The organism is Weissella sp. ESL1156, from assembly GCF_058505625.1.
In genome coordinates this window covers 1,417,548-1,430,053 of the sequence record NZ_CP196372.1, presented here as the reverse complement: position 1 = coordinate 1,430,053, position 12,506 = coordinate 1,417,548, and the positions used below count along the sequence as shown (strand labels likewise).

Sequence of the window (12,506 nt, the reverse complement as noted above, 5' to 3'; positions counted from 1 at the left end):
GTTCGTATCCCTTCTTTATATGTTTATTTCATTTCGAAAAATGTTTCATAAGATGTGGATAAGTATCAAAATAAATTGTAAAACATGGGTTATCCACAAATTGATAACAACTTAAAAAATGCCTGTAATCATTATTATACCAGAGTTTAAGCTGATTTTTATGAGTATTGGTAGTCACTTATCCACTGTTGTGAACAATGCTTGTGGATAACTATAAAAAACGGATAATAACGGGATTTATAACTAATAAATTAGTGAATTTATATAGAATAAAAGTCAGTATTTTAAAAGTTATACACAGTCCAAAAACGGCCACTTTATTAATTTAACAAAGGATATTTGAAATTTACGATATTAACATTCGATTTTTGTATTTTTAATTGTGCGAAATAGGTGATAATTGTAGGATAATAACGGTAAATACGTACATTTTTGCTTAAAAAGACAACAATTAAGTTAAAACCCAATAATTGATTACAGTTTAACCTAATTTTAAGCTAAAACCCTAATTTAACAACCTTTTGCCTATTACAATTATTTTAAACAGGTTTTCCACATTGAATTATTTCCTGGTTTAATAGGGTTTATCAGGCATAAATTTTGAGTTATTAACATGTTTTCCACAGAAGGCGGTGGAATACGTGGACTTTTCCTCTGTTTATCCACAAAATTCTGTGAAAAACTTTTGGTGCGCTCATGTATAATAAAAGAGTGTTGGGAGATACTTAATTATGAAAAAAATATTTAACAAATTAACGCCACCGCAAGTATTAACGTTAGGATTTTTGGCGATTATATTTGTTGGGGCGTTGATATTAAAGATGCCGATTTCACAGCAGAATGGTGTTCATGTTAATTTTTTAGATGCCTTATTCACAGCTGTATCAGCAACGGCGATTACTGGGTTGACCGTGGTTAATACCGCAACAACTTGGACAATGTTTGGGCAAGTTATCTTATTGATTATGATTGAAATTGGTGCATTGGGATTCATGACGTTTGCGGTTTTGTTATTTGCAATTACGGGACAACGTCTTGATTTGAAAGCACGTTTGATGGCACAGCAAGCCTTAAATTTGCGTAATTTAGCTGATGTTAAGAGTGTGTTGTCATATGTTTTCTCGTTATCAGCAATTATTCAAATTTTGGGTGCTTTGCTAATGCTACCTGACTTTATTCCTCGTTTTGGTGTCAGTCGAGGCATCTATTTGAGTGTTGCTTCGTCAATTTCTGCATTTGGAAATGCGGGTTTCACCTTCTTCGACCGACCAGTGACGTTTTTACAAAATGATCCTTATATTTTGATTATTTGGATGTTGTTGATTACAGCTGGTTCACTAGGATTCTTAGTTTGGCGCGATTTATTGCTTTATCACAAACAACGACGCGTTAGTCTACATACGAAAGTAGCCCTGCATGTATCAGCTTGGTTAGTTGGACTAAGTTTTGTGATGTTCCTCTTTACAGAAAAAATTTTAGCGCCGTTAGTGCATTCTTCATCACTAGGTCATCGTCTCATTGATACGTTGTTCTTAGCTGTTGTCCCACGTACGGCAGGTCTGGAAGTTATCCCATTATCGCAATTATCTGCTGCAGGTATTATGATTATCACTTTATTAATGTTTATTGGTGGTACACCAGGTTCAACATCTGGTGGTATTAAAACAACCACGCTCGGTATTTTGTGGATGCAATCATTGGCAGCGTTACGTGGTCAAGAACAAGTGAATTTTGGTGGACGGCGTTTCAGTCCCAAAGTAGTCATTAAAGCGATGATGTTAGCAGTTATTTCAATTGTGTTCGTTGCCGCTGTTTCGTTACTACTAACGATGACGGAAACCATACCAAAAGGTCAAGGTATGGAATACATTGTTTTTGAAGTCATTTCAGCCTTCTCCACAACGGGATTCTCGTTAGGATTAACCCCTCATTTGACGAGTTTTGGTAAAGTCATCATTATGATCGTGATGTTCATTGGACGTGTTGGTTTGTATACAGTGATGTTCTCAGTGATGAATATTCGCGATAAGACACGGAATTACCAATATCCAACTGAAGAAGTAATTATTGGCTAAAAGCTATTAAGTTGCGTAAACTTGTAGATAAAAATGATAGGAGTTCAAGCATGTCAGAAATAAAGATGATTGCCTCGGATTTAGATAGTACATTTTTTAACGATAATCGGCGCTATCATAAAACGCATTTTGCTAATATTTTAGATAAACTAACGATTCAAGGTGGTCATTTTATCGTTGCTAGTGGTCGTGATATTGAGTCAGTTGACCCTTCTTTTAAGGCGTTTGAAGGACGTTATGATTTAGTTGCAGATAATGGTGCTATTGTTAGAACGTCTGATGGTGAAATTTTGCAAATGGTTGGTCTACACGTTGCTGATGTGACGGATATCATGGCGGTTATTAATGAATTACCGTTTCAACCGTTACATGGTGCAGTTTTCACGGGAACAACCAAGACGTACATGCTACAGTCACAGGCACGTTTGAATTTAGTGCATAAAGCGAAAATGTTAAAATATCATCATAATTTGCAATTAATTGATTTCGTCGATCAAGTGCACGAACCTATTTTGAAAGTTACCGTGACCTTTGCCGAAGAACAAATGCAGAAATTTATTGATTTGGCACGCTTACGTCTTGGAGGTCGTGCTCACGTGACAACATCTGGTTATGGATCAGTTGATATTGTGGCACCAAACATTAATAAAGCCAATGGCTTACAAGTACTTGCTAGTCATTATGGATTGAAATTAAATGAAAATTTGGCAGCCTTTGGTGATGGTTTAAATGATGCTGAGATGTTAAATGTTGCAGCATATCCCTTTGCAATGATCAACGGTGATGAATCTTTGAAAGCCCTCTATCCAACTGCAGTTGCAGATAACAATCATGATGGTGTCTTAAAGACGATCGATACCTTACTTTAATTAAAAAGACCAACCTATAAGGTTGGCCTTTTTGTTGTGCATAAATATACAAAAATGATATGCATAGATAGAATAACGTTGTGAAATCTATTTGAATAGTCATTAAGCGTGTTAAACTTTTGTTTCCCTATGAATTACGATTGTAAAATTTTGTTAACATGTTCTTTAACATGAACTTTGTGATAGGTGTTACAATGGGCGAAATATTAATAAAAAATGAGACGATATATGAAGCCTCATTTTTAATGTTATTCGGATAACTGGTCCATCGCATCGTTCAATAAATGATCAACCGTGACATTTCCGTGACTAGTCGCATGCCCTTTAACCCAAATAAACGATAATCTTGGTGCAACTGGTTTTATCAATGTATAAATTTTTTGCCAGGCTTCTAAGTTAGCAATTTCTCCAGTTTGTTTGTGCCAACCGTTAGCTGCCCAGTTGTACATCCAATTGGTGACGGTATCTAAGACATATTTTGAATCACTAACGATTGTTATGGGGGTTGTAACCTTAGCAGCTTGTAATAAGGCATTTATTAACGCTAACATTTCCATATCGTTATTTGTTCGCCCAAAATAAGCCCCTTGGTCGGTAAAAATAGGTTCATTGAGGTTCGAGCCACGATAAATGGCAATAGCCCAACCAGCTTTATCCGTTTTCTTAACATGACCACCAGCAACATTGCCAGTATTACGACTACCACCATCGGTAAAAATGTAATATTGGTTGGGATCGGCATTAAATTTGCCATTATAAGCAATTTTGTATTGACGAGATGGTTCATTTTTAATAGTCACTTGTTCATCAAACCAGGCTTGTGCAGCAGATTTGGTTGTAAAACCTTTAAATCGTGGTGCTGGCTTTGTCTGGGTATAGGGTTTAACGGCTGACCAAGGCTTGGTATATAAGCCTTCGTATTGGTTACCAATAATGGCATAAGTTTTCATGAGAATAGTCCCTTTAATTCTGAATTTATTGCTTTTAATGATACAGTATTTTCTTGAATTTTGACAAGTTGACAGTACCTATTGTTTTAGTGTAGTATAACGGTGCAACACTGAAAGGAGCCAATATGGAATTTAGTTCAAGTCAGCCGATATATTTACAAGTAGCAACTTGGTTAGAACAACAAATTCTTGCAGGACATTATGAAACTGGGGGTAAAATTCCTGGCGTACGTGATCTGGCAGTCCAATTGATTGTTAGTACACGAACTGTGCAAAATGCGATTAATCAATTAGTTAATATTGGATTGATTGTGACAAAACGTGGGCAAGGAAATTTTGTCACTGAAAATGCAGAAAAAATCTCTGCTGTGAAAATAGATAAAAAAATGCAGGTCACACAAAGTTATATTGAAGAAATTATGCATATTGCACAAGCTGATGAAATACCAACATTAGTTGCAAATGCTGTGGCACATTATGAGGAGTTAAGTAAGAGGAGGACCAATGTTACAGGTTAATAATTTGCATTACACAAAAAGTAGGCATGTCATACTTCGCGGTTTGAGTTTTAAAATACCTGCTAAACGAACGGTTGCACTCTTAGGAGAAAATGGCGTTGGTAAAACCACGTTGATGCGTCTGATTGCAGGTCTAATTGAACCTAATCCACATTCGGATATTATGATTGATGGTGCAACAGGGGCTAAAATTAAAGCTAAATTATCCTATATTTCAACATTAGATTGGGCGAATAATTATGATCGTGTGACTGATATAGTCGACTTTTTCAAAATGGGCTATCCAGATTTCAACGAACAACGAATGGATGAATTGATTAAGTTTATGCGGATCGATCGTACGTTAAGGCTGACAAAATTATCAACCGGAACGATGGAAAAATTACTCATTGCTTTGACAATTTCACGTGATACAGCTGTCTATCTATTAGATGAACCGTTTGGTGGTGTTGACGTGTTAGCCCGTAAAAAAATTATGCAGTCACTTTTGCACTGGGTACCAGAAGACGCCACGGTACTAGTTTCTACGCACTATATTCAAGAAATTGAAAGTTTGGTTGATGATGCGATTATTTTAAAAGACGGTCGCTTACTGGCTTATGATTCAGTTGAAAACATTCGTCAAACGGAAGGATTGTCGTTGGAACAGTACTATACACAACTATATATTGAAGATAACGGGGGGCGCGAATAATGTTAACAAATACGCAACTCTTTAAAATTTTTGCCAAAGATTCGATGAATCGCATTATGTTTATCATGGGTATTGGTGCCGTTATTGGTATCTTAATTTTTATTTGGCAATTATTTCCTTTTGTACCACATGAAGCAATTACGGGTAATATTGTCTCATCAGCTTTCAAGGACCGATTGGTTGTTTATGAAGGTTTATTAGCCGTTTGTATTATTGTTGTATTAGGCATTCGGATGTTTATTTCTGCTTCGAAAACATGGAGTAAATCAAAATATGTGTTGTTGCCTGCGCGTGTCGATCAATTACTATTTTGGAATCTAGTTGTTCGATTTATCATTCATGTGTTTGCAATTTTTCTTACAGGTATTATTTTTTTGGGATTAGAGTGGTTTGTTAATTCTTCATTCCACGAAGCAATTGTGAATGCTTTGACATCCATTACCGTCGGAGGCATTGGTTGGGTGTTTAATATACTGATTGTATTTTATCTCTTTTTCAATTTAGCAGTTGTGACAAATAACTGGTTAATGGGGTTTGTTGGTGATAAATGGCAACAACGGGTGAAAGTGCTGGCACTCATTCTACTAATTTATGTGTCAGGGTACGTATTTGAATGGATACCTGGCATTACAAGCTATGGGTTCGGATGGTTTGGAACAGTTATTATAGATATTCTGGTAGATATTGTTATGATGGGATTAATATGGTATTTATTAAGATACCATAATGATGCAAAGTAAATTAAATAATATTTTTAATATATACAAAAAAGGACATTAATCTATCTTGTTTTTATCAGATAAATTGATGCCCTTTTTAGATGTGTTTAAAAAAATCGATACGTGACATGATACGTTTAGTGACTCATTTTAATATGATTTAATTTATGGTCTAGATGACCAAAAATGTGATGATCAGCGTATCCAATAAACATGCCTTGGAAAAAGAATGAGAACAGTGTTCCAACATTAATGGCGACCAAATCACCAGAGAATGCCCAAACAATCATTGATATCATCATTGGGAATGAAAAATTAATGATTTGTGAAATAGCAGCATTACCCTTAAAAAACATGAACCGCGTTAGATTGGCTAAATCATCAATCGGATGCAGAATAAATTGTAGACGTTGGGTAATGGAAACACCAAAGCCAATCGAAACAATCCCTAGAAAATCAATAACAGTTCGCCAAGTGATTGGTAAATCACCTAATCCCATGGCAGTTAAGCGGTTTGAAACAAGACCAATGATGCCACTGAATGCCACAACAAAGAGAATATTACCAATTAGATGTGGCCAATCAATGCGTCGTTGTAACAAGCAAACAGCGATTGCTGCCAAAACACCATAGAAGAAGAGAATGATGCTAATTGGTGTTTGAGTAGCGTTAGCAATATTAGCGGCTGATGCTGTCCACGGTGCAGACCCCATATTGGCAGCAACGGTCACGCCGTTACCAAATGTATTAAAAAGTAAACCTGCAATAAAATAAATAATAATTTCGTGTGACGATAAACGTCTTAAATGCCCATGTTCGTTATACATAAAAATACCTCAATCATAGTTAACCTCAATTTTCATTCTAACAAACTTTAGCAAATGTGTTCGATTAGTTTTGTAAAAAGATCATAAAGTACAGTGATAAAGCATCTTATTGTTCGGTAAAATCGAATTAAAGTTCGCTTTTTACTTGTTTAAGACACCGTTTTACGAAAAAAATAAGATAATCTTTGATTTTTGATAATCAAATATAATACAATAGGGAAGTTGTTTAAAAATTGAATTATTTATTAAGGGGTCTGGTTTTCATGTTTGAACGTTATTTCAAGCTATCTGAATCAGGAACGTCTGTTAAAACCGAGTTACTAGCTGGATTAACAACATTCCTGTCGATGGCTTATATTTTATTCGTTAACCCTTCAGTACTAGGTGCAACTGGCATGGATAAAAATGCTGTTTTCGTTGCAACTGGTCTAATTGGTGCGATTGCAACCATCTTTATGGGTGTTGTTGCAAAGTATCCATTTGCTATCGCCCCAGGGCTTGGTATCAATGCTTTCTTTGCTTATAGTGTTGTTATCGGTATGGGTATTAAATGGCAAACTGCGCTAGCGGGTGTTTTTGTTGCTGGTGTTATTTTCTGGCTTTTGACGGTGTTTAAAATCCGAGAAATCATTATTAATGCTATTCCAGCTGATTTAAAAGCGGCAATTGCTGGTGGTATTGGCTTCTTTATTGCCATGATCGGCTTGGTCGATGGTGGATTGATTGCTGCTAATAAATCCACCATTATTGGTTGGGGTAATTGGAGTGATCCGAAAGTATTATTGACGATTGCTGGTGTACTCATTACTTTTGCGTTGTACGCACGTAAAGTTCCTGGTGCCATTTTTATTGGTATGGTTGTTACTTCTATTATTGGTTTAGTTACAGGTTTGATTCCGTTACCTTCATCAATTGTTTCAAGTGTGCCAAGTTTGTCACCAACTTTTGGACAAGCTATCTTTGGTTTGAAGGATGTCTTTACTTGGCAGATGGTACCGGTTATTTTAACTTTCCTATTAGTTGCTTTCTTTGATACAGCTGGTTCGTTAATTGGTATTGCGCGTTCTGGTGGTTTCTTAGTTAACAATGAGTTACCACGAGCTGGTAAAGCTTTGATGGCAGATGCCATTGGTATGTTGGGTGGTTCATTATTAGGAACTTCACCAACAACAGCCTTTGTTGAATCATCAACAGGTATTGCCTTAGGTGGTCGTACAGGTTTGACATCAGTGTTTACAGGATTTTTCTTATTGTTGTCATTGTTCTTCTCACCATTGCTGGTCGTTGTGACTTCTAATGTGACAGCACCAGCATTGATTATCGTTGGTATTTTGATGGCAAGCAACTTGGCTGAAATTAATTGGCATGATTTCCCAGTAGCTGCAGCATCGTTCTTAACTGTTCTGGGTATGCCACTATCATATTCAATTTCTGATGGTATCGCTCTTGGATTTATTGTTTATCCAATTTTGATGATCGTGACTGGACGCGGTAAGAAAGTTCATCCAATTATGTATGGTCTGGGATTGTTGTTTATCTTATTTGTCTTTATTATACAAACAAATGGTTAATGGTTCCATGTGAAACATTAAAAACAGTCGATTGAAATTTTCAATCGACTGTTTTTTAGTTTAGTTCATGGTCGCTGGTGCCACCATGTATAATAGTCAGCATGTCCTTTAGAGAAATTTCAACCATATTCCGAATCGCATTATCAGTGTAAAAACCAATGTGTGGGGTAATAATGGCATTAGGTAACTCTAAAATAGTTTTTAAATAATCATTGTGAAATGATGTTTTAGAAAAGTCGTTACTAAAGATATCTGCTTCACCTTCAATGGTATCCAAACCAGCGGCAGTAATATCGTGATGACGCAATGCAGTAATTAAGGCAGGGGTATCAACGACACCACCACGTGAAGCATTAATAAATATCGCACTTGATTTCATCTTTTTAAAAACAGTTTCATCAAATAAATGATAGGTACTGTCTAAAAGTGGTGTGTGGGTTGTCACGATGTCTGCTTCTTGATAGACCATATCGTGATCAACATAATCTAACACACTATTTAATTCAGGACGATGAATTGGATCTGCTGCAATGACAGAGGCACCTAGTGCTTTAAAAATACGAGCAACTTCACTACCGATTTTACCAGCACCAATAATACCAACAGTTAAATCATGAATTTCACGAGATTGCAGACCTTCCCATGTAAAGTCACCAGATTGTTCACGTCGTTGTGCAGTATTTAAATGACGTAATAACCACATGACTTGTGTTAAGACCATTTCAGAAACAGAACGTGGTGAATATGCTGGCACATTAGTGACTTTTAGATGATTTTGGGTGGCAAAATTTAAATTAATCGTGTCGTAGCCAGTTATCCGTAATGTGATTTGTTTGATACCAAATTCATGTAATTTTTGGTAAACAATGGGATCATCAATGAGATTATCTTGTTGCGTTGAAATACCATCATACCCCCTTGATAAAGCCACAGTTTCAGGAGTTAAGGTGACGTCATTATAATCAATTTGGACGTCAGGATGGTGGGTTAACCACTGTTTCACAACCACTTTTTCATCATCCATGATATGATACATTAAAATTTTTGTCATTTATCATTTTCCTTTGTAAATAGCATTATGAAAAGGTCAACGTTGAGAAAGCTTGTACGGCGCGTTTTAGAGTAGCCATATCTTGTGTCACAGCAATTCGAATGTAGCCCTTACCAGCATCGCCAAATGCTTGACCTGGGATAACTAGTACACCTGCTTTTTCTAATAAGTAATTACTAAATGCAATATCATCCATGCCTGTTGCTGAAATATCAGCAAACAAGTAAATACTGCCGGAAACAGGTAGGATAGTTAACCAAGGCAACTTGTTTAGTTCAGTCGCTACGTAGTTTAAGCGTTCTCCAAATTGTTCCTTCAACGTTGGTGTAAATTCATCGATATGTTGTAAGCCATAAGCACCAGCAGCTTGTGAAACACTTGGTGCAGAAAAATCGACACCTTCATTTAACAAGCCAGCAGCAGCGACAACATCGGCTGGGCCAGCTAAATAACCAATTCTAAAACCAGTCATTGCAAATATTTTTGATAAAGAACCAGCAACTAAGGTATGTTCGGGTGCGAGTACTTCTAATGGCATAAATTCATGATTGCCATATACAAATGGCCAATAGACTTCATCGGCAATTAGATAGAAATCATTTGATTTTGCTAAGTCAGCGAGTGTTTGTAATGTTTCTTGATTATAAACAGCACCAGTTGGGTTATTTGGTGTGTTCACGATGATGGCTTTGGTCTTGTTGGTAATAGCAGCCATAATATCTGCCTTCGTTGGTTGAAAATAATTATCAGCTGAACAAGGCACAATGACCATCTTGCCATAGTGTGCTTCAATCTGGACTTTGTAAGGAGAAAAATAAGGTTCAAATACAATCACTTCATCATCAGGGTCAATAATGGCACCCAATGCTAAATAAGTTGCATGACTAGCACCAACGGTGGCACGGACATTTTCCTGGTGATAGGTTATGTGAAATTTTTGTTGATAAAAATCAATGATGGCTTGTAAATATTCTGGGTCACCATCACTAGCTGTGTAGTGCGTTTTACCAGCGGTCAATGCTTCTTTTGCAGCTGTTAAAATAGGTTCTGGTGTGATCATGTCTGGATCACCAATTGATAAATTAATAACATTGGTCATTAACGAAGCGTTTTTACCAATATCTGACATGATATTAGTTGGTTGATTCTGAAATAAATTAGCAAGACGACGTGTCATATAAATCACCTCTAGTTTTCTCATTATATTTTAATAGTATTATACATTTTCTAAGGTTATTTTGCAGAGTCATTTTTATAAAAAAAGACAATCAATCGTCACCGAAAGATTGTCTTGTGCCTGTTATGATTATTTTTTACGGATTAACAATAAATTTAGCAGAATGCCCATTATTAACAAGAATAACGTTATCAGTCACGATTTTTGCCATTGCATCACGCGCTTCAACAGTTGCATTACCAACATGTGGTGTGAGAATGACATTTTTCAGTAGTTTAAAGCCATCATCTACGTTAGGTTCGTGTTCATAAACATCTAACGCAGCACCAGCAATTTCACCATTCTTTAAAGCAGTTAATAAGGCAGCCTCATCAATGATTGGTCCACGACCCACGTTAATAATGGCGGCAGTTGATTTCATGGCTTTAAAAGCAGTTGCATCAAACTGATGATAATTTTCATCGGTTTGTGGCGCATTAATTGAGATAAAGTCACTAGTGGTAATTAATTCATTAAGTGATCTATAAGTAACTTTCATTGAGCGCTCTTCTGGATCAGATAGTGGTGTGCGCTTGTAGTATTGCACATGCATCCCCAATGCATTTGCCTTACGTGCAACGTCACTACCAATATTTCCTAAGCCGACGATTCCTAATGTTTTGCCTGCAATTTCATGACCTAAGAAATATAAAGGTGCCCAGCCAGGAAAGCCATCATGGCGCATTTTTTGGTCACCTTCGACAATGCGGTGGCTGAGTGCCAACATTAAACTAATGGTTACTTCGGCAACGGCATTCGTTGAAACAGCAGGCGTGTTTGTCACAACAATGCCCTTTTCTTTGGCATAATTTGTATCAATATTATTAAAGCCAGCCCCAAAATTTGCAATTAATTTGAGCTTTGGCGCAGCATCAATAATTTCTTGATCAACCTTTGTTGAGAGTGGTGTAATCAAAAAATCAATATCACGAACGTTTTCAAGTAATGTTTCATGTGAAATTAAGCCATCACCATCATAAACAGAAACAGTAAAACCATGTTTAGACAGTGTTTGTACAGCCAGTGATGGTAGCTCTGCAGATAGATATACCTTACTCATAATGTTTCCCCTCTTTTTGTTTTGATAACGCTTTCATTATCTCGCAATTTGTGTGAAATGACAAATTAGTCAGTTGTTGTATGATTCGTTCAAAAAAGTCATCTATTATGACGTTATGGTTAAGATAATGGCTTTCTTAACTAACGGCAAATAGATGACTTTTTATGTAGATATTCTAATGACTCAGCTTATTGAGAGCATCTAGAACAGGTTGGAACTCAGCTAAGGTGTGGTAACGATCGCCAATTAAGACACCATCATAACCAATGGCCTTGGCAATTGGTGAACCTGCTTCATCCATGTGACCACCTAAAATTAGTTGATAGTTAATTTCAGGATAATGTTGTGCCATAAAGTGACGAATCGCATGATGAATCTCGCGAATTTCATCGATTGAATAAAGTGCGCGACCCATTTCAGTTGAAGCCAATGACTCATAGGCAATAATGATTGGTTTATGAATTGGTTCATCCTTCAGTAAAATGCCCAATTCTTCAACAACCATTTCAATATTGCTATATTGACCAACTGAAATAATTGGTGTGATATCATTCTCGAGTGCATTTTCTAATCGATTCCGGACAATCAATAGCCCCTCATTTAATGACTTGCGACGTTCCAAATGCCCAATAAAACTCGTTGTAATACCAAGAGACTGTAAAACACTTGGCGAAATTTCGCCAACAGTTCGTTGTTTAATAGTCAAATTTTGGCTGATAATTTCAAAATTATCATACGTGTTAGGTACGGGCAAAGTCGGTGCAATCTTTAAATCGATGTCGACACTTGCTTGACTAAGATCAGTCAAAAATTGTTTTTGTTGCTCAAAGTCAACTAAATTTTTAAAATTTAAGACGGCTAGCATTGGATAATACCTCCATATATGACGATTACTTGTATACGTCATAGTATAACATGTAAACTTTAATAATTTATGATGGCTTAAACTGTCGTAT

Annotated in this window: 12 protein-coding genes; 6 read left to right on the top strand and 6 right to left on the bottom strand. The window is 36.4% G+C overall.

Annotated elements, in window-relative coordinates:
- The first annotated feature begins 731 nt into the window (after window positions 1-731).
- Both ACSKY2_RS07395 and ACSKY2_RS07390 read left to right on the top strand, forming a co-directional pair.
- Window positions 732-2,075 carry a TrkH family potassium uptake protein gene (locus tag ACSKY2_RS07395; protein WP_489877311.1) on the top strand — a complete coding sequence of 448 codons (1,344 nt, stop codon included), beginning with the start codon at window positions 732-734 and terminating at the stop codon, window positions 2,073-2,075.
- Between the two features lie 50 nt (window positions 2,076-2,125).
- Window positions 2,126-2,944 carry a Cof-type HAD-IIB family hydrolase gene (locus ACSKY2_RS07390; RefSeq protein WP_489877310.1) on the top strand — a complete coding sequence of 273 codons (819 nt, stop codon included), beginning with the start codon at window positions 2,126-2,128 and terminating at the stop codon, window positions 2,942-2,944.
- 248 nt (window positions 2,945-3,192) lie between these two features.
- On the opposite strand, the gene ACSKY2_RS07385 is transcribed toward ACSKY2_RS07390, so the two are convergent.
- Complete coding sequence (locus ACSKY2_RS07385; protein WP_489877309.1) at window positions 3,193-3,894, bottom strand: ribonuclease H family protein; 702 nt, start codon at window positions 3,892-3,894, stop codon at window positions 3,193-3,195.
- Between the two features lie 125 nt (window positions 3,895-4,019).
- Between ACSKY2_RS07385 and ACSKY2_RS07380 the strand changes: the two genes are divergently transcribed.
- From ACSKY2_RS07380 to ACSKY2_RS07370, 3 genes are read left to right on the top strand one after another with little or no spacing between them, the layout of a single operon-like run.
- A complete protein-coding gene (locus ACSKY2_RS07380) occupies window positions 4,020-4,412 on the top strand; it encodes a GntR family transcriptional regulator (RefSeq protein WP_489840447.1) in 393 nt (130 codons plus the stop codon).
- Window positions 4,399-5,106: an ATP-binding cassette domain-containing protein gene (locus tag ACSKY2_RS07375; protein WP_489840448.1), complete on the top strand. Its 708-nt coding sequence runs from the start codon at window positions 4,399-4,401 to the stop codon at window positions 5,104-5,106. The genes ACSKY2_RS07380 and ACSKY2_RS07375 overlap by 14 nt, the downstream gene beginning before the upstream one ends.
- On the top strand, window positions 5,106-5,846 hold the full coding sequence (locus tag ACSKY2_RS07370) for a hypothetical protein (protein ID WP_489877308.1): 741 nt from the start codon (window positions 5,106-5,108) through the stop codon (window positions 5,844-5,846). The genes ACSKY2_RS07375 and ACSKY2_RS07370 overlap by 1 nt, the downstream gene beginning before the upstream one ends.
- A gap of 116 nt (window positions 5,847-5,962) precedes the next feature.
- On the opposite strand, the gene ACSKY2_RS07365 is transcribed toward ACSKY2_RS07370, so the two are convergent.
- A complete protein-coding gene (locus ACSKY2_RS07365) occupies window positions 5,963-6,652 on the bottom strand; it encodes a DUF6198 family protein (RefSeq protein WP_489840450.1) in 690 nt (229 codons plus the stop codon).
- A gap of 263 nt (window positions 6,653-6,915) precedes the next feature.
- Here ACSKY2_RS07365 and ACSKY2_RS07360 point away from each other — a divergent pair, with 263 nt between their 5' ends.
- Entirely contained in the window at window positions 6,916-8,223 is a 1,308-nt protein-coding gene (locus tag ACSKY2_RS07360; RefSeq protein WP_489877307.1) for an NCS2 family permease, read from the top strand.
- Window positions 8,224-8,278: 55 nt separating this feature from the next.
- Here ACSKY2_RS07360 and ACSKY2_RS07355 read toward each other — a convergent pair whose 3' ends face one another.
- The 4 genes from ACSKY2_RS07355 to ACSKY2_RS07340 all read right to left on the bottom strand — a co-directional run bounded on the left by ACSKY2_RS07355 (window position 8,279) and on the right by ACSKY2_RS07340 (window position 12,415).
- Entirely contained in the window at window positions 8,279-9,274 is a 996-nt protein-coding gene (locus ACSKY2_RS07355; RefSeq protein WP_489877306.1) for a D-2-hydroxyacid dehydrogenase, read from the bottom strand.
- 25 nt (window positions 9,275-9,299) lie between these two features.
- Window positions 9,300-10,451 (bottom strand): aminotransferase class I/II-fold pyridoxal phosphate-dependent enzyme, encoded by a 1,152-nt coding sequence (locus tag ACSKY2_RS07350; RefSeq protein ID WP_489840453.1) that lies wholly within the window; start codon window positions 10,449-10,451, stop codon window positions 9,300-9,302.
- Window positions 10,452-10,587: 136 nt separating this feature from the next.
- Window positions 10,588-11,550, bottom strand: a complete 963-nt coding sequence (locus tag ACSKY2_RS07345; protein ID WP_489877305.1) for a 2-hydroxyacid dehydrogenase family protein — start codon at window positions 11,548-11,550, stop codon at window positions 10,588-10,590.
- Window positions 11,551-11,725: 175 nt separating this feature from the next.
- Complete coding sequence (locus ACSKY2_RS07340; protein ID WP_489877304.1) at window positions 11,726-12,415, bottom strand: triose-phosphate isomerase; 690 nt, start codon at window positions 12,413-12,415, stop codon at window positions 11,726-11,728.
- Between the last annotated feature and the right edge of the window lie 91 nt (window positions 12,416-12,506).